This window comes from Bradyrhizobium sp. I71, from assembly GCF_022354745.1.
GTDB lineage: Bacteria > Pseudomonadota > Alphaproteobacteria > Rhizobiales > Xanthobacteraceae > Bradyrhizobium > Bradyrhizobium liaoningense.
In genome coordinates, this window is record NZ_CP059398.1 from 6625726 (window position 1) to 6643334 (window position 17609).

At 63.1% G+C, this 17609-nt stretch carries 13 protein-coding genes; 4 read left to right on the forward strand and 9 right to left on the reverse strand.

Annotated features, from left to right (window positions below; translation table 11 throughout):
* Positions 1-4 precede the first annotated feature (4 nt).
* Entirely contained in the window at positions 5-1396 is a 1392-nt protein-coding gene (locus tag FJV43_RS31420) for an ethanolamine ammonia-lyase subunit EutB (RefSeq protein WP_239622887.1), read from the forward strand.
* A gap of 1 nt (position 1397) precedes the next feature.
* Positions 1398-2156: an ethanolamine ammonia-lyase subunit EutC gene (gene eutC / locus FJV43_RS31425; protein ID WP_239622888.1), complete on the forward strand. Its 759-nt coding sequence runs from the start codon at positions 1398-1400 to the stop codon at positions 2154-2156.
* Between the two features lie 112 nt (positions 2157-2268).
* Here eutC and FJV43_RS31430 read toward each other — a convergent pair whose 3' ends face one another.
* A complete protein-coding gene (locus FJV43_RS31430; RefSeq protein ID WP_239622889.1) occupies positions 2269-3159 on the reverse strand; it encodes an AraC family transcriptional regulator in 891 nt (296 codons plus the stop codon).
* Positions 3160-3537: 378 nt separating this feature from the next.
* Between FJV43_RS31430 and FJV43_RS31435 the strand changes: the two genes are divergently transcribed.
* Both FJV43_RS31435 and FJV43_RS31440 read left to right on the forward strand, forming a co-directional pair.
* Positions 3538-5178 (forward strand): NAD(P)/FAD-dependent oxidoreductase, encoded by a 1641-nt coding sequence (locus FJV43_RS31435; protein ID WP_239622890.1) that lies wholly within the window; start codon positions 3538-3540, stop codon positions 5176-5178.
* A 56-nt stretch (positions 5179-5234) separates the two neighbouring features.
* A complete protein-coding gene (locus FJV43_RS31440) occupies positions 5235-6428 on the forward strand; it encodes a serine hydrolase domain-containing protein (RefSeq protein WP_239622891.1) in 1194 nt (397 codons plus the stop codon).
* A gap of 329 nt (positions 6429-6757) precedes the next feature.
* Here FJV43_RS31440 and FJV43_RS31445 read toward each other — a convergent pair whose 3' ends face one another.
* The 8 genes from FJV43_RS31445 to FJV43_RS31480 all read right to left on the reverse strand — a co-directional run bounded on the left by FJV43_RS31445 (position 6758) and on the right by FJV43_RS31480 (position 17578).
* The gene (locus FJV43_RS31445) at positions 6758-7072 is read right to left on the reverse strand and encodes a hypothetical protein (RefSeq protein WP_239622892.1); all 315 of its coding nucleotides are present in this window, start codon (positions 7070-7072) and stop codon (positions 6758-6760) included.
* Between the two features lie 551 nt (positions 7073-7623).
* Positions 7624-9993 carry a xanthine dehydrogenase family protein molybdopterin-binding subunit gene (locus FJV43_RS31450; protein ID WP_239622893.1) on the reverse strand — a complete coding sequence of 790 codons (2370 nt, stop codon included), beginning with the start codon at positions 9991-9993 and terminating at the stop codon, positions 7624-7626.
* Between the two features lie 14 nt (positions 9994-10007).
* On the reverse strand, positions 10008-10466 hold the full coding sequence (locus tag FJV43_RS31455; RefSeq protein ID WP_239622894.1) for a (2Fe-2S)-binding protein: 459 nt from the start codon (positions 10464-10466) through the stop codon (positions 10008-10010).
* 16 nt (positions 10467-10482) lie between these two features.
* Positions 10483-11337, reverse strand: a complete 855-nt coding sequence (locus tag FJV43_RS31460; protein WP_239622895.1) for an FAD binding domain-containing protein — start codon at positions 11335-11337, stop codon at positions 10483-10485.
* A 26-nt stretch (positions 11338-11363) separates the two neighbouring features.
* Positions 11364-13325, reverse strand: a complete 1962-nt coding sequence (locus FJV43_RS31465) for a hydantoinase B/oxoprolinase family protein (RefSeq protein WP_239622896.1) — start codon at positions 13323-13325, stop codon at positions 11364-11366.
* A 3-nt stretch (positions 13326-13328) separates the two neighbouring features.
* Positions 13329-15353, reverse strand: coding sequence for a hydantoinase/oxoprolinase family protein (locus FJV43_RS31470; protein WP_345946208.1), 2025 nt, complete (start codon positions 15351-15353; stop codon positions 13329-13331).
* A gap of 168 nt (positions 15354-15521) precedes the next feature.
* Positions 15522-16484 (reverse strand): helix-turn-helix domain-containing protein, encoded by a 963-nt coding sequence (locus FJV43_RS31475; RefSeq protein WP_239622898.1) that lies wholly within the window; start codon positions 16482-16484, stop codon positions 15522-15524.
* Between the two features lie 128 nt (positions 16485-16612).
* Entirely contained in the window at positions 16613-17578 is a 966-nt protein-coding gene (locus FJV43_RS31480; RefSeq protein WP_239622899.1) for a LysR family transcriptional regulator, read from the reverse strand.
* Positions 17579-17609 lie beyond the last annotated feature (31 nt).

Consider the following 17609-nt stretch of genomic DNA (forward strand, 5'->3'; position numbering starts at 1 on the left):
CGGGATGCCGTACAAGACCACTATCGACGGGACCGTCTATCGCTTCGCCGACCTCAGGGACCTCCTGGCCAAGGCGACGCCGGAGCGCTCGGGCGATCAGCTTGCCGGCATCGCCGCGGACGGCCCTGTCGAGCGGCTGGCGGCGCAGATGGCGCTCGCGGACATGCCGCTGAAGACTTTCGTCGCGGAGGAACTGATCCCGGCTGAGACAGACGAGGTTTCGCGCCTGATCATGGAACGGCACGATCGAGACGCCTTCTCGATCGTCTCGTCGCTGACGGTCGGCGAATTCCGCGAATGGCTGCTCAAGCCCGACACGTCCCAGCGGCAGCTCGAAGCGGTGGCGCCCGGATTGACGCCCGAGATGGTCGCTGCCGTCTCCAAGATCATGCGGCTTCAGGACCTGATTTCGGTGGCGTCCAAACGGGAGGTGGTCACGCGCTTCCGGTCGACCATCGGCTTGAAGGGGCGGCTTTCGACACGTAACCAGCCAAACCATCCGACCGATGATTCCTACGGCATCGCCGCCTCAGCGATCGATGGCCTGTTGATGGGATCAGGAGATGCTGTGATCGGCGTCAACCCGGCGACCGATACGGTGGATGACTACATCCGCATTGTTTCGCTGCTGGATGAGCTCCGCGCCCGCCTGTCCATTCCAACGCAGACATGCTGCCTCGGTCACGTAACGACCGCGATGAAAGCGATCGCGGCGAACGCGCCGGTGGATCTGGTGTTCCAGTCGATCGCCGGATCGCAGAAGGCGAATGAAGGATTCGGCGTCAGCCTCTCCCTGCTCAAGGAGGCTCATGAGGCCGTGCGTGGGCTTGGCCGCGGGGCGATCCATGCCAACCTGATGTACTTCGAGACAGGGCAGGGAGCCGCGCTGTCTGCGGATGCGAACTTCGCCGTCGATCAGCAGACGATGGAAGCCCGCGCCTACGCCGTCGCGCGCGAGTTCGATCCGCTGCTCGTCAACACGGTGGTTGGATTTATCGGGCCGGAATATCTCTTCAACGGCAAGCAGATCATCCGCGCAGGTCTCGAAGATCATTTCTGCGGTAAGCTGCTGGGCTTACCCATGGGTGTCGACGTTTGCTACACCAACCACGCGGATGCCGATCAGGAGGACATGGACGCGTTGCTCACGCTTCTCTGTTCTGCCAACGTCAATTTCGTGATTACCGTCCCAGGTGCCGATGACGTGATGCTGAACTACCAGTCGCTGTCACATCACGATGCCGTCTATTGCCGCGAGATCCTGAAACGGCCTCCCGCGCCGGAGTTCGAGCGCTGGCTCTTCGACATCGGGCTGACCGACGGCGAGGGCCGGCTTCTGGAGGCGCCGCCGCGGCTCCTGGATCATATGGCCGATGCCCGACTGCTCGGAGGGTGACATGACGCACGAGCTAGATCGAAAGCCGGCAGTGCCGTTCGATCTCCGGAAAATGACCCAGGCTCGGGTGCGTCTCGGCCGGTTCGGCGCGGGACTGCCGACCTCCGCAGCGCAGGCCTTCCTGCTCGATCATGCGCGGGCAAGGCAGGCCGTCTGGTCGGAGGTCGATTGGCTCTCGGTGCGAGCCGGCCTGGCGGGTTTGGAGCTGGAAATCATCGAGGTCGAAAGCCAGGCACCAGACCGGGCCACCTATGTCCGTCGTCCGGACCTTGGCCGAAAACTCTCGTTGCAGGCGGCGGAGCGGCTCACCGGCATCCGTTCGGACTATGACATCCTGATTGTCGTTGCTGACGGACTGTCTGCGAGCGCGATCGGTACCAACGCGGTGCCGTTGACGCAGGCGATCGTCAAGCGCCTTTCAGCGCTGCAACTTTCAATCGCTCCTCTGGTTCTGGCCTCGCAGGCGCGCGTCGCGCTCGGCGATCCCGTCTCGGAGATCGCCGGCGCGAGAATCTCCATCACGATGATCGGCGAACGTCCGGGCCTTTCGGCCGCCGACAGTCTCGGGGTCTATGTGACCTACGCGCCGCGGCCGGGCACGCCCGATTCAAGGCGAAACTGCATATCCAACATCCGCAATGGCGGGCTTGCCATCGACAGTGCTGCCGATGGCGTGGCATCGCTGGTTACGGATATGCTGAGAACAAGCATCAGCGGAGTTGGATTGAAGGATGCCGTGGCGAGACTGTCGCACGACTGACGTTCAGACGGTCTTTCCTCGCGGACAACGCCTCAAGTTAACCTTTGTCCCAGCAGGTGGGTGGTAGCAGCAGTAAGAATGCTATCGATCGCTTCGCGTATCGCCAGTTTGGCTAACTGAGAGCGACCTGCCTGCGATATTCCGCCGGCGTGATGTTCATATGGCGGCGGAAGATCCGATTGAGATGACTCTGATCGGAAAAGCCGCTGAGGAGCGCAATCTCCTTCAGTGCCAGCCGATCCCTGCGCAGGTATTGGCAGGCGCGCTCAACCTTCTGGTTCAGGACATAGGCATGCGGCCTCATGCCGTAATGCATGTGGAACTTGCGCGCGAACTGAACCGACGTGCAGTTACAGATATTCGCCAACTCCTCGAGCGTGATGTTCCTGGAAATGTTCTGCTCGATGTACTCTTCGATTAGCCGTGCATGCGCTGGTCTGAAGCGTCCCTGCGAGCAGGGCGTCTTGAATTCTACCGAAGCATATCTTCGCAAGAGGTGCACGCTCGCCTGCAGCGCCAATGCATCGTAACAGAGCCGGCCGCCCGGGCCGCCGTCGGTCACTTCCTGGACCATCCGATCGCTGATCCAAGTCAGCACGGGATCTTCGATCCTGAGCAGGTCGTGAAGTTCGATGCTCTCGGCATCGCGGTCAAATGCCTCGCTCGCAGTCTTCGCCATCAGATTCGGGGAAATGTAGAAATGGCTGACCTCGATGTCGTGGCTCCAGCGCCAGTTGGAAGCCTCCGCACGCGTGAGCAACGTCGTGACGCCGCGGCCGACATGGTCCTGTTTCCACGCGCCGGTCACGCGGCGATTCATCGCCGTCCTGCCGTCGCGATACACGACAATCAAATAGTTCTCGGACGGAGGCACCCAGATGTCCGACGGCGCATAGCGAAAGACGCGCAGCCGAAAGTCGGCTTTGCCGACCTCCTGGCTGTCCAACTTTAATTCGCCAGGAGCGTAACGCGGCAGCTCCTCTACCGTGATCAATTGGCCCATCGCGCAGGCCTCCCTCCCTGGAATGTCGGGCGCGGCTTACCGCTTCTGCTTCTCATTGGCCGAACAGGTGCGAAGCAGCATAAGCCGGTTTTGTCATTTGCCAAGCGATCTGCTGGCGCCGCTTGAGCGCGCCCTGCGGGCGTCCTCGGGCTACGTCCAAAGGATTGTCAATTTCATTCAAGCCCAAGCGGCCCGTCTCCGCCTAGCTTTTCTCACGTCCAGACAGGCGTGAAAGCGAAGCGGAGGCGAGCCGCGGGCCGAACGCATCCGCCCAATCACGATGCCGGGACTGACAATGACGCACTGCAGCACCGTCCGATGACACAACGGACGGGCAAGGTCGTGCGTGCTCAGGAAACGCAGGAGAAGGGACAAAAAATGACGAAAGTCGAAACCAAATCCAACGGAAGCAATGGTGCGCATGCGAGGACGAGGCTCGATGCCGTCGTGATCGGGGCCGGCGTCGCCGGCCTCTATGCGCTCTATCGCCTGCGCAAGCAGGGACTGAATGTCAGGGCGATCGATGCGGCCTCAGGGGTCGGCGGCACCTGGTATTGGAATCGCTATCCCGGCGCGCGGTTCGATTCGGAAGCCTACATCTATCAATACCTGTTCTCAGAGGAGCTCTATAAGGGATGGAGCTGGAGCGAGAAATTCCCGGGCCAGCCGGAAATAGAACGCTGGCTGAACTACGTCGCCGACCGCCTCGAGCTTCGCAGGGACATCCAGTTCGACACTGCCGTCAAGAGCGCTCATTTCGATGAGACGACGCAGCGCTGGCTGGTCATGACCGACCAAGGCGAAACGATCGATGCCCAGTTCCTGGTGACGTGCTGCGGCATGCTATCGGCGCCGTACGTGTCGTTTCCGGGCCAGGAGACATTCAAGGGACAGTTGTTTCATACGGCGCGCTGGCCGAAGCAGCCAGTCGATCTTGCCGGCAAACGTGTCGGCGTCATCGGGAACGGCGCGACCGGCATCCAGGTCATCCAGACCATCGCCGGCGAGGTCGGTCATCTCAAGGTGTTCGTCCGCACGCCGCAATACATCATCCCGATGAAGAATCCCAAATATGGCCCTGCCGAGGTCGACGCTTACAAAGCCAAATTCGAGTCGTTCACGGAGCGCCTGCCGCGCACCTTCACCGGCTTCGAATATGATTTCGAGCACGCCTGGGCAGACCTCACGCCGCAGCGCCGCCGGGCCGTGATCGAGGATTGCTGGAACGACGGCTCGCTGAAGCTCTGGATCTCTTCTTTCGGCGAACTGTTCTTCGATCCGGTCGTCAACGCCGAGATCTCCGAATTCGTGCGCGGGAAGATGTGCGATCGGCTCAAGGACCCGGAGCTTTGCGAGGCGTTGATCCCGACCGAGTATGGTTTCGGGACGCATCGGGTGCCGCTCGAGCAGAATTTCCTCGAGACCTTCCATCGGCCCAATGTCGAGATCGTCAGCGTCAAGAACAATCCGATCGAAAGCGTGACGCCCACAGGCATTCAGACTGCTGACGGTACGCGACACGAACTCGACGTCATCATCCTGGCGACCGGCTTCGACGCCGGCACGGGCGCCTTGACGCGCATCGACATCAGGGGCTGCAATGGACGATCGCTGAAGGAGGAGTGGAGCAAGGACATCCGCACCATGATGGGCTTGCAGGTCCATGGTTATCCCAATCTCTTCACGACGGCCGTGCCGCTTGCACCATCGGCGGCGCTCTGCAACATGACGACTTGTCTCCAACAGCAGGTCGAATGGATCGATGGCTGCATCGGTTATATGCGCGAGAAGAATCTGCGCGTGGTCGAGCCGACGAAAGACGCCGAGGACGGCTGGGTGGCGCACCACGACGAGATCGCCAACGCGACGCTGATAGCGAAGACCAACTCCTGGTACTTGGGGTCCAACGTCGCGGGCAAGCCGCGCCGCGTTCTGTCCTATTGCGGCGGCGTCGGTGCCTATCGCCAGAAATGCGATGAGGTCGCGGCCAACGGTTACCCTGGCTTCGCCATGCATTGAGCTCGCACGAAGCGCATGACCATGAGAGCAGAATGAAAGCAGACCGGAGCAAGCACATGAGCACCAATTTCAGCGCTGCGGCAGATGCCGTTCTCGGTGATGTCGTGACGTCAACGCCGTGCGTGCCCGGGGTCGTCGCCATGGTGACAGACCGCCATCGCACCATCTATCAAGGCGCAGCTGGAAAACGCCGGCTCGACCGTCCGGAGGACATGACGACAGACAGCATTTTCGCGATCTTCTCCACCACAAAGGCCATCACCGGTACGGCCGTGCTGCAGCTCGTCGAGCAGGGCAAGCTCGATCTCGACGCGCCGGCCAAGCGCTACGCACCTGACATCGGCAAGCTCCAGGTGATCGAGGGCTTCGACGCTGCAGGCGATCCAATCCTCCGCGCCCCGAAGCGCGACATCACCACGCGGATGCTAATGACGCATACGGCGGGGCTTAGTTACGACTTCATCAACCATACTTACAACCGCCTCGCGCAGGAGCAAGGCCAGCCCAGCGTGATCACGGCAAGTAAGGCCTGCCTGATGACGCCGCTGCTGTTCGACCCGGGCGAACGATGGGACTACGGGACGAACCTCGATTGGTGCGGTCAGATCGTCGAGGCCGTGACGGGCTACCGGCTTGGCGATGTGTTCAAGGCACGGATTTTCGAGCCGCTTGGAATCAAGGACATGGCATTCGAGCTCACTGAAGCGATGCGCGGCAGACTGGCCGGGATTCATGCGCGCGGCGCCGACGGTTCGCTGACGCCGATGGATTTCGAGCTTCCGGCCCAGCCCGAGGTGCACATGGGCGGTCACGGCCTGTACGGCACGGTCGGCGATTACATGCGCTTCATCCGGATGTGGCTGAACGACGGAGAGGGTGAGTACGGCCGCGTACTGAAGGCGGAGACGGTGCAGATGGCGGAAAAGAACCATCTGGGCGACAAGAAGGTTACGGCGATCACCGGCGTGATTCCGTGGTTATGCAACGATGCGGAGTTTTTCCCAGGCCAATCAAAGTCCTGGGCGCTCAGCTTCATGATCAACGACGAGGAGGCTCCCACCGGGCGTCCGGCCGGCGCGCTGGGCTGGGCGGGTCTTGCGAACCTGTTCTATTGGATCGACCGGCAGAATGGCTTCGGCGGATTCTGGGCCACCCAAATTCTTCCGTTTGGCGATCCGACGTCGTTCATCGGCTACATGAGCTTCGAGACGGCGTTCTACCGCAGTCTTGCGCAGCGAATGGCGAGCTAGGACTTCGCCGACGGAGTAGCATCCCGGGGCACGTATGCAAGTAAGCCACGGCTCACGCACTGAGGCCGTTCGTCAGGTCGTTGCGTGCCACCGGGATATGCGCCTGAATTCCTGTCATGAGTGAAGTTCCCATTGATGCAGCGGGCGGTGGATGCCTGGCATGCGCCTGCGCTTCATAGGTCCCGTGGCATGTCAGTTAGGTCTGGTCGGTGGTATCGAGTCGATCACTTCGACGCTGACGCATTCGATCTTTGCCATTTGAGGATGGGTCCCAATGAAAAAGCCGCGGATTGCTCCGCGGCCATCTTTCTGGGGTATTTCGTTCTCCTTCAGTAGCGCTCGCTTCCGATCCCGACGCTCACGCCGGGTGCGCTGAAGCCGATGCCGCCACGGTCCTCATAGCCGCGCCGTTCGATGTAGCGGTCGCGGGGCGCATATCCGTAAGAATCGCGCTCGTCGCGGATGATGACGCGGCGTTCGCCACGCTGGCGCCAGCAGCGACCGTCCTCGTTGCAGACCATGCGAACGTTCTGTAGGTGGCTCTCCGGTCCAACTGTTGCATTGGTGGAAAGTGGTGCGGCTGATGCGGCGGCCGCAACAAACGTGCTTGCCGTGGCAGCCAGAATGATTGTGAGAGCTTTCATCAAATTTCTCCAAAAGTAATGGTGTCAGTGAGCCAATAGGTTCGCGAGAGAATGGTTCCATGGGGCTGGCCCTGAATACCTGGCGCAGGATGGAGACGGAGCAGTAGCGAGGACCGGGTCATGACATTATCGTGCGGATCAGGGTTGCAGGCAGGGCCGAGAAGGTCTGCCGCCACCCGCGGCGAGGTCGGGCGTCGGCGGCTGAGAGATTGCTGTTGTACCTGCAGTGTAGGGAGGCGGGGCCTGCCGGACCGCTATTTAACCGTCCTCGGGCGATGCGCCCAAGCGTCGCCGACCCGAGGAGCGACAGAGCTATGATCCGAACAGCGTGTTTCAGGTCGTCGGCAGCGGAAGTTTGAGCGAGGATCAGAAGAAGAGGCTGACCGACGAGGAAAGAGAAGGGATGTCGATCAGGTAGGCATCGAACATCATGAAACGGATCGTCTCGTCACGCATCGCGTGGACAATGTCATGGATCATCCACGTCGCTGTCTCTTCCTGATAATGCGGTCACTTGCGTGCTCGTCTTAGGATAGAAAATCAAAAATCGTTCAATTCGACCCGCCAGCGCCGTGCGGGCGCAGCAGATTGTTTGTCCAGGCCTCGGCAATGTGGGGCAGGGAGAGGGCTAGCTTTTGGTCGACGAGAAGCGCGAGGACCCGCGGCGGAGTCAATGGCAGTTCCTCGACCGGCTTTCCGGTTGCATTAGCGACGGCACATGCGACGGCGGCTGCGACATTCAGGATCGGAACTTCGCCGGCGCCCTTCGTCCCCAGCGGTCCGATCGACGGCGCGCCTTCGTACAGCTCGATCTCGACTGGCACGACATCGAGGGCCAGCGGCAAGCGGTAGCTCTCGAAGCCATTTTGACGGACGCGGCCGTTGCTGCCGATCGTCACTTCCTCATGCAGGGCATAACCCAATCCCTGAACCACGCCGCCCTGGATCTGGCCATGGATCGCGCGCGCGTTCAGCGCGCGACCAACGTCCTGGATGACGCGATAACTCAACACCTCGACGTGCCCTGTCTCGGTGTCGACGGCAACCTCGCAATCATGGACGGCGAACACGGGGATGTCGATCGCGCCGATGAAATGGCCGGCGACGCAGCCGGGCATCGCGGGCACGCCGGCTCCTGTGAAGGCGCCGGTGCCGGAGATCGGGCCGATCTGCGCCTGGGCGCGCGTCGCAACCTCGGAAATCAGGCGACCGGAGCCGGGCGCTCCAGCAATTTCAATTCGGCCAGAGCGCATCACAAGATCCTCGGGCGCGGCCTCGATCATCTCGGAGGCGACCTTCAGCAGCTTCGTGCGTACCTCTTGCGCCGCCGACAGGCTGGCTGCACCAAGCGAAACAGTGGTTCGGCCGCCTCCGACACCGACATCGTAGCCGGCGGCATCCGTGTCGGCTGCGCGGACGATCACATCGTGAGGGCTGAGGCCAAGCGTGCCGGCCACGATCTGAGGCAGACCCTGCATCATGGAGCCCGAGCCGATCTCGACGCCCGATGTCACCAGCGTTGCCGTCCCGTCGGCATTCATGTTCACGGTCGCGGCCGAAGGACCGACAAAGACGAACCATGTGCCGACAACGGTCGCGCGTCCATGGAGCCGGCCATCGGCACGCGCTGGCGGCTTTGTTGCGGCATTCCGCATCGTATCTATCCGGTCAAGCATCGGTCCCAGCACATCGCCCTCGAACACCTGGCCGGTGGCGCCGAGATCGCCGTCGCCGAGCACGTTGCGGCGGCGGAAGGCGAGGGGATCCATGCCGATCCTGGCTGCGATTTCGTCGGTATGCCGCTCGAGCGCAAAAGTATTGTAGACGCCGTTGCAGGCGCGGAAAGCGCCGTTCGGGGCGGTGTTGGTATAGACCGCGCGCGAGACCAGCCGTACCGCGCCGAGGGAATAGTTTCCGCCGAGGGTGTGGGCGGTCATCGTGGTCAGGAAAATCTGTTCGCCACCATAGGCGCCGCAATCCATCAGGACGACGGCCTCGCGTCCGGCGATCCTGCCATCGCGCGTCACCGCCGAGCGTATGCGGATTTCGGCGTTTTCGCGAAAGAGGCAGGTAAGCATCTCCTCCTCGCGCGAGTTGACCAGCCGGACCGGCCGTCCGCTCGCCCGTGCAAGCAAGGCGGCGAACGGCTCGATCGCGAGATCGAATTTGAGGCCGAAGCCACCGCCGACCGGCGGTACGGTGACGCGAACCTGGGAGGCTGGCACGTCAAGCAGGCGCGCAGTTGCGTTTCGGATGGTCCAGGGCACCTGGGTGGACGTCTCGATGTGGAAGCGTCCGTCTTCATAACTTGCGACCGCCGCGCGCGGCTCGAAGGCGACATGGTTCTGACGACCAACCCGGAAGGAGCTTTCGATGATTTCGACATCGGGCCGGGCAAAGGCGGCGTCGACGTCGCCGCGAACAACGGTCGCCTCCCAGGCGACGTTGCCCCCGCGGGCACCGCCTTCGAGCAGAACTTCGTAGTTGCGCCAATCGGGATGCACGAGCGGAGCGTCCACAGCAAGCGCATCCGCCATCGTAAGGACAACGGGCAGCGGCTCGATCTCGACGTCAATGGCAGCAAGCGCGGCGTGAGCCTGCATCAGCGTGTCCGCCGCGATCGCGGCGATTGGCTCGCCGTCATAGCGGATCACGTCGCGGGCAAAGAGGGGGTGGTCGGCGATGCCAATTCCGATCATGCCGGGCGCATCCGCAGCGGTCACGATGGCGCGCACACCGGGCATGCGGGCAGCCCTGGTGATGTCGAGGCGCACGATCCGGCCCGACGGCACACTGGCGCGGAATATCGCCGCGTGCAGCATGCCGGGCAGGTAACGATCGATAGTGTAGCGCGTGCGGCCGCGCAGCTTGTCCGCCGCGTCGCGCCGCGCGAAATTCATGATTGCGGAAGCGTCGGACACGTTTGCCTCTCCCGTCATTTCGTCGCAAGCGCCAGCAGTGCGGCTTCGATGATGCGTTCGTATCCGGTGCAACGGCACACGTTGCCGGTGAGAGCGGCACGAATGTCGTCGCGCGTTGCGGCGGGGCGGATCGTCAGGAGATGCGTCAAGCTCACCACCATGCCGGGAAAGCACATACCGCATTGGACGGCATCGCAGGCCTCCAACGCTACCTGGATCGGGTTCAACCCGCCGTTTGCGGTCAGGCCCTCGACGGTGCGGATATCGCAGCCCTGGCCGAGGGCGACCGGCATCAGGCATGACGGTGTGGGATTGCCGTCGATCAACACCATGCAGGCGCCGCAAAAGCCCTCGCGACACACCGGCTTGGCTCCTGTCAGATAAAACTCCTCGCGCAGGACGTCGACGAGAGGCGTGACGGGCTCGGCACCGGAGGTGAGGTGATCGCCGTTGACTGTCAGGCTGAGGCGCATGTTCATCCCCGACCGTTCAAGAGCCAAGCGCGGCGACTGCACGGCGGACGAGGCCGGATAGCACGCGCACCCGGTACCAGCCGGGCACGTCGGCACCGTCGCGGCCTGTAAATTCACCCGCCAATGCGGCCGCGGCTTCCGCAGCCCTCGCCGCGTTCAACGGACGCCCGGCGAGCGCGGCCTCGAGGCGGTGCCATCGGCGCGCGACCGGCTCAACTGAACCGACGGCGACACATGCCGTCTGAACGTGCCCGGCATCGTCAAGGCTCACGGCGAGACTGACGATGGCCGTTGGATAGTCTCCGGCCTGCCGCAGCGGCAGGCGGACGTGAACGGTCTTGCGCCCGCGCCGGGGCACGATGATCCGCTGCAGCAGCCGCCCGGGCGCAAGTGTCGATCTCATCGTTAGGAACTGCTCCAGGCTAGTTCGCTCCCGCCCAGCTCGGCTCGCGATCTCGACTTGGGCATCGAGGCAGAGCAGCGCGGGCACGCAATCGGCCGCGGCGAACGCGGCTGTTGCGAGGTTGCCGCCAACGGTTGCCATCGTCCGGATGGCCGGGTTGGCGGAACGGCCGGCCGCGGTCGTGAGCACGTCAAACTCCGCAAGGTCCGCCAGTGATGCGGCCAATGCGGCGTGCGTGACCGCCGCGCCGACCTCGACCACATCAGCATCGACTTTGATCGCGTGGAGTTCCGGAATTTTCCCGATTGCGACGTAGCGCGACTTGAGCGGCTCATGTCGGATCGGAGCGCGCATGATCCAGGTACCACCGGCGAACGGCGCGGCTTCAGAGCCGCCTTCGTCGAGTGCATCGAGCGCGGCCATCAGCGATGGCGCGACATAGAAGGATCCTGAAGCGAACGTCTCCATGGCGTCGGCGCTCCCGGTTCGATCGGTCAGCCTGTGCTCCATTTCGCCACCGAGCGACGCTCGAAAACCTCGCGGAACTGGCTTGTGGATTGCGGAAGGAGGGCTCCAGTGCCCCAGTCGAGGATCACGGCGTACTGGCGGATCACGTCGAACGCGTCGATGGCCCCGCTGCGATAATTCTCCGCCACGACCTCGGGGTCGATCCGCACATTTGCGACACGCTCGGCCCTGATTTTGGCGCGAAGTGCCGCGGTCGCGGCGCTGTCGACCTCATATTCGCAGAGTTCGGCATCGACTGTACGCACCACAACGCCATAGTCCTTGGCAGCGCGTTCCACCGAGACGTAGTCGTCCTTGATGTCTTCGATCACGAGGGCCGGGTCGCGTTCGAGCGGATCGCCGAACCCGCCGCCGCCGGCGGTCGGGCGCGAGAAAATATCGCCTTCACCGATCGGGACATCCGAGAAGATGGAGCCGAGTCGCTCTTCGCCTTTGCCGTCGGCGCGGGTCAACGTCAGCCCGTGCGGCATGGACGGCAAGCCACCTTCGATGCCCCACACGACGGCGCGCTCGCGGTCGCAGATATAGGAGATCACGGTCTTCTCCGCCTGGAGCATGCGGGAGGTTTTCACGACACCGGCGCCGCCGCGCCATTTTCCAGGGCCTGGCGAGTCCTTGAGAATTTCACATTCCGTGGTCAGGATCGGATTGGCGCGCTCCTGGCCTTCGACGGGTTGCGACATCAGGCCGGTGCCGAAGCAAGCCGTCGTGACATTGCTGCCATCCTTGCCGTTGCGTCCGCCCCAGCCGCCCGGCAGCCAGTCGTAGAACATGAAGATGGGCTTGTCGGAGCTTCTGGCGTCGAGCCCCCCGGTGAGCAAATATTCGAGATTGAAGGCGCAGGCGAGTGCGCGCTCCGGCATCAGCTTCGACCACATCTCGTAGATCGAGTTCATGATCTTCTCGAACGGCATCAGGAAGCCGGTGACCGCGATCGGCCATTTGGCATCGACGATCGATCCCTCCGGCGCGATGATCTCGAAGCAGCGGTAGAAGCCCGAATTGAGCGGGAGATCCGGGAAGAAAGTCTTCATTCCGGCCGCGACGGCGGAGAATGTCGTACCGAACGCCGAGTTGTAGATCGAACTGATGGTCGGATGGCTACCGGTGAAGTCGTAGATGGCGCGGTCGCCCCTGATCGTCAGCTTGATGCGTATCGGGATCATGCCTTCGCCGCCGGCAGGATCGCGGTCGATGAAGTCGACTGTCTCCCATTCGCCGTCGGGTAGCGCCGCGATACGCTGCCGTACGGAACGTTCGACATAGTCCTGCACGGCAGCAAGGCCGGTCTCGACCGTGTCGCGGCCATATTTGTTGACGAGACGCAGGATCTCGCGTTCGCAGACCTGGGTGGCCTGGGATTGGGCCTGGATGTCGCCGATGATCGACGCCGGATCGCGGGTGTTGGAGGCGATCAGATGCGCGACGTCCTTGCAGAAGCGGCCCTTGTCGAACAGGCGGATCGGCGTGATGCGCAGGCCCTCTCGGAACATTTCGCGGGCGGCGACGTCGAACGATCCCGGCACGCTGCCGCCGACATCCGACCAATGGCCGTTGGACTGGCTGAAAGCGATGATCCTGCCGTCGGCGAAGATCGGCCGGATCAGCCGTACATCCGGGAAGTGCGTGCCGCCGGCGTAGGGGTCGTTGATGGCGAAGACGTCGCCCTCATGCATATCGTCGCCGAAGAAACGCACGACGTCCTTGCAGGTGAAATGCAGGGTGCCGACATGGACCGCGATGTCCTGGTTGCCCTGCGCGGCGCATTCGCCGTGCGCGTCGTGCAGGGCACTGGAGAAATCGCGGTTGTAGATGACGAACGAGTAGCAGGTCCGGAGCACCTGCTCGCCCATCTGGTCGACGCTGGTAATGAAGGAATTCTTGAGCACCTCGAAGGTCACGGGGTCGAGCGGGAGATCTCCGGCCATGGTTCACTCCTTCACGCGAATGATGATGTTGAGATATTTGTCGACCTCGGCGCTCGCGCCCGGCGGCACGACGGTCGTCGCGTCGACCTGCTCGACGATCGCGGGGCCTCGAAAGGAGAAGCCGCACGGCAGGTCGTTGCGCTCGTAGACGGGCGTGTCCAACCCGCTGCCGCCGAACCACACCCTGCGGCGTCCGACCGGCTCAGGGATCACACCGGTTGGTTCGCGGACGGCGAACTCGGCCTTGGGGACGACGCCCACGGCCTTCAGATTGAGACGGAAGAAGCTGACCGGGGCGCTGTCGCGGCGGAAATTGTATTCACGCTTGTGCTCGGCGTGGAAACTCTGGACGAGGTCGGTGATCGCGCCGATCGGACTGGGCGCGTGTACCGCGAGCGAGCGCCACTGGCCACGATACATCATGTCGATCGATCGCTGCAGCACGATATCCTGTGACGCGATGCCTTCGTGGCTAAGCCGGGCGAGTGCGTCCTTTTCCAGCGCTGCGAACTGCGCCTCGATGTCGGCGGCATCGGCCTCATCGGCGCCGACCATGCAGCTCTGGGAGAAATCGTGCTGCATATCGACCAAGAGACAGCCGAGCGCCGAGGTTACGCCGGGATTGGGCGGCACGATCACGACCGGGATCGCCAGTTCGCGGGCGACATCGACGCCGTGCAGTGCACCTGCGCCGCCGAACGCCACCAGGGCAAAGTCGCGCGGATCGTAGCCGCGGCTGATCGAGATCAGCCGGACCGCGTCCGACATGTTGGCGTTGGCAACCTTGACGATTGCGTCAGCAGCCTCCTGCAAGCCGAGACCGAACGGCTTTGCAACGCCGTCCTCGACCGCTTGGCGTGCCAGCGCGGGATCGAGCGTCACCTTGCCGCCGGCGAGATTCGTGCCGAGCCGGCCCAGCGTGACGTTGGCGTCCGTATTGGTGGGCTGCGTGTTGCCGTTGCTGTAACAGGCGGGACCCGGAAAGGCGCCGGCCGACTGCGGGCCGTTACGCAGCGAGCCGGCCGAGTCGGTCCAGGCCAGCGATCCGCCGCCGGCACCGATGGTGAGGACCTCGATGGACGCAAAGCGGATAGGATAGCCGAACTCGATGTACCAGTCCTTGGTGATGCGTGACTGCCCTTCATAGGCCAGCGAGACGTCGGTCGACGTGCCGCCCATGTCGAGGCCGATCGAGTTGGGAAAGCCGCAGAGCCCGGCGATGTAGCGGCTGGCGATGGCACCGGCGGCGATTCCGGAACCAGCCAGACGCGCGGCGAAGTCCTTGACGCTGGCCGGCGTCATGACGCCACCTCCGGTGTGCAGCAGCAGGAGATCGCGGGTGTAGCCTTCTTCGGCGAGCCGATCGCCGAGCCGGCTCGTGTAACTGACTACGACCGGGCTCACGACGGCGTTGGCGACGGTGGTCGAGAATCGTTCGTGCTCGAAGATTTCGGGGAGCACCTGCGAGGAGACCGAGACCGGGATATCGGGCATCTCCTCGACGAGGATATCGCGCATGGCGCGCTCGTTTGCCCCGTTGAGATAGGCGTTCATGAAACAGACCGCGATGGCCGCAACGCCGCGGCGCTTGAGAATGCGTGCGACGTTGCGTGCTGCCTCGACATCGAGCGGCTCGATCACGGTTCCGGCAGCGTCGACCCGCTCCGGCACGGTGAGGCGGTCGCGCCGCGGAACGTAAGGCTTGACGACGTCCTTGTAGGTATCCCAGAGGTCTTCCTTGTTGGCGCGCCGGATCTCGATGACGTCGCGAAAGCCCTTGGTCGTGACCACCGCGGTGCGCGGCAGGCGGCGCGTGATCAGGGCGTTGGTCGCAACCGTCGTGCCGTGGGAGAACAGTGCCACTTCGGCGAGGTCGACGCCGGCCTTGGATACGCCGCCCATGATCCCGTCGATGGGATCGGGCGTCGACGCCGTCTTCTCGATACGGATGAGGCCGGTTGCTTCGTCCATGATGCAGATGTCGGTAAAGGTTCCGCCGACGTCGACGGCCACACGAAGGTTCTGCACCATGCGCCTGCCTCATCAAATATGCTCCGCCGGATCATAGGCAGATCGGCGGCATCACTTCTTGACGCTAAGCGCAGGAAGATTTGTGCGAGAGAGCGCGAACGATCGGTCCGTCGGGATCGACCGCCGGATGCCTGGGAATCGGTCAGGTAGCGGCGCCGGGATGCGTCATCGGGGATGGGCTCCGCGCGCAGCGGCGCGGGCTTCGCTCGGGGTGCAGCCGAACCGGCTGCGGTAATTCCGGCTGAACTGCGCCTGGTCGCCAAAACCCCATTGGTAGGCGATTTCCGAGATGCTCTTGCGGCAGCCGGGATCACGCAGCATGGCGTCTGACATCGACAGCCGTTGGTTCCTGATATGGGTGCAAACGGTGACACCTTCTCCCTCAAAGATCTGATGCAGATATCTGAGCGAGATGCCACAGCCGTCCGCGACCGTTTGTGGCGTGAGCCGCATGTCGCCGAGGTGTGTGCGAATGAACTGTTCGCAGCGATGGAGATGGCCGTTGCGAACGGAGGAGGAATGGCCCACCAGCACGCGGTCGTCGGCCTCGATCACCATCGCGAGCAGATCGATGAGATGCTTGCCCATTACGGCTCGGGCCGCGTCGTCCATGTCGGCGATGCGTTCGCCGGCAAGCCGCAGCGTGTCGACGAAAAGCGCGCCCACGCTGCGGCTGGCGTCGAACTGCAGCGTCGCAAGGCGCTCGGGACGGGATATCCGGGCCCGCAGGACGGCGCTTGGAACCTTGAGCACCCAGAGCGCCGCCGGATCATGATGGCTGAATTCATAGGGCAAATGGCTTCGCTCGATCACGAAAGCGCCCGGCTGGCACCGCACGTCCTTGCCGTCCTGCTCGAAACGGATTTCGGCGAGCTCGGGGACCGTGATGAGAAAGCATTCTTCCCGCTCGTTCACGAGGTGCCGTTCGCGGCGCCTGTAGAGCAGGCCATTCGAGACATTGCGGGATACCGAGAGGGGGCCCATGGACCAGGCGCCCAGGCTCGCGTGGAAGTCGCGGCCGCCCGGAAAGACGAGATCGAGCGGGAAGTAGGTCTTGGAGACGATGTCCTGCCAGAAATGCCGCCGATTTTGCGAGGGAACATCGCTGGTCGCGTAGGTGGCCTGCATGCCGCACTCCGTCCCTGCTATTGCCCGTTCGGGCCTTCTCTTTCACTGCCGCCGACGGCCATGATTTTTCCAAGCTTGGCGAGGACGACGCCGACGGCGTCAAATCGAATTAAACGGGCGACGGTATCTCAGATTTCGATGGCCTCGTCCGATCGTTGCCGGTGGTCGCTGCCGACCGGGGGACGTGCCGGACCGACTCCCGCCACGGCAAAGCGCATGAAGTCGCGATACGCCTTCGCGGCCTCGGAAAACTGGGTGTCGCGGCGCCAGGCCAGTCCAACGTCCATGCTGGGCACTTCGTTCTCGATGACGCGGGTCTCGATCCGCTGTCCCTCGAGCGACCAGGGCCGGTAGACGAGATCGGACAGGATGGTGATGCCCATTCCGCCCGCAACCATGGATCGGACGGCTTCGACGGAGGAGGTGCGGAAGATCGTTTTCGGTTCGAGCGACAATGCGTTCCAGTAGCGCATCGACGTGTGCTTGGCCTCGTCGACGGTGAGCATGACGTAAGGGTAGGTCGCGATCTCAGCAAGATGGACCCGCTCGGCGCGCGTCAACGGATGATCGGGAGCCAGCCACAACCGGCGCGGCGACCGCAACAACGTCTCGCTCGCAAGCATGGCGTTGTTGTGCAGGTTCGATACCAGCATAACCGCGAGATCGAGCGCACCGTCGACGACGGCACGTTCGAGTACGTCCCGCGGCGCTTCGAACAGCTCCACCGTGATCCCGGGAAAACTTGCCTGGAAACGCATTTGATGGCGCGGCAGGAAATAGCCGGATACGGTATAGGTGACGCCGATGCGAACCGTGCCGAATAGCGGGCCGGCGGATATGTGCGTCCCGCGCACGGCTTCGGCGACTGAAGCAAGGATCTGGCGTCCCTGCGACAGGAACCGGCTACCCTCCATGGTGACGGTTACCCCGGTCGGCGTACGTTCCAGCAGGCGGGCGCAGACAGTGGCCTCGAGTTGCTGGATCGCGGCGGTAACCGCGGATTGCGAGACATTCAGGTCGATGGCTGCCTGGCTGATACGTCCAGTTTCGGCTGCGGCGACGAAATAGCGGATTTGTTTCAGAGAAACGGACATCGTGGTCGATCCGATATTTTAGTTTTGCCTA

Bases quoted from the DNA above. Each gene is read 5' to 3' on its own strand.
- FJV43_RS31420 (WP_239622887.1), top strand. From the start codon at position 5: ATGCCGTACAAGACCACTATCGACGGGACCGTCTATCGCTTCGCCGAC.
- eutC (WP_239622888.1), top strand. From the start codon at position 1,398: ATGACGCACGAGCTAGATCGAAAGCCGGCAGTGCCGTTCGATCTCCGG.
- FJV43_RS31430 (WP_239622889.1), bottom strand. From the start codon at position 3,159: ATGGGCCAATTGATCACGGTAGAGGAGCTGCCGCGTTACGCTCCTGGC.
- FJV43_RS31435 (WP_239622890.1), top strand. From the start codon at position 3,538: ATGACGAAAGTCGAAACCAAATCCAACGGAAGCAATGGTGCGCATGCG.
- FJV43_RS31440 (WP_239622891.1), top strand. From the start codon at position 5,235: ATGAGCACCAATTTCAGCGCTGCGGCAGATGCCGTTCTCGGTGATGTC.
- FJV43_RS31445 (WP_239622892.1), bottom strand. From the start codon at position 7,072: ATGAAAGCTCTCACAATCATTCTGGCTGCCACGGCAAGCACGTTTGTT.
- FJV43_RS31455 (WP_239622894.1), bottom strand. From the start codon at position 10,466: ATGCGCCTCAGCCTGACAGTCAACGGCGATCACCTCACCTCCGGTGCC.
- FJV43_RS31460 (WP_239622895.1), bottom strand. From the start codon at position 11,337: ATGGAGACGTTCGCTTCAGGATCCTTCTATGTCGCGCCATCGCTGATG.
- FJV43_RS31465 (WP_239622896.1), bottom strand. From the start codon at position 13,325: ATGGCCGGAGATCTCCCGCTCGACCCCGTGACCTTCGAGGTGCTCAAG.
- FJV43_RS31475 (WP_239622898.1), bottom strand. From the start codon at position 16,484: ATGCAGGCCACCTACGCGACCAGCGATGTTCCCTCGCAAAATCGGCGG.
- FJV43_RS31480 (WP_239622899.1), bottom strand. From the start codon at position 17,578: ATGTCCGTTTCTCTGAAACAAATCCGCTATTTCGTCGCCGCAGCCGAA.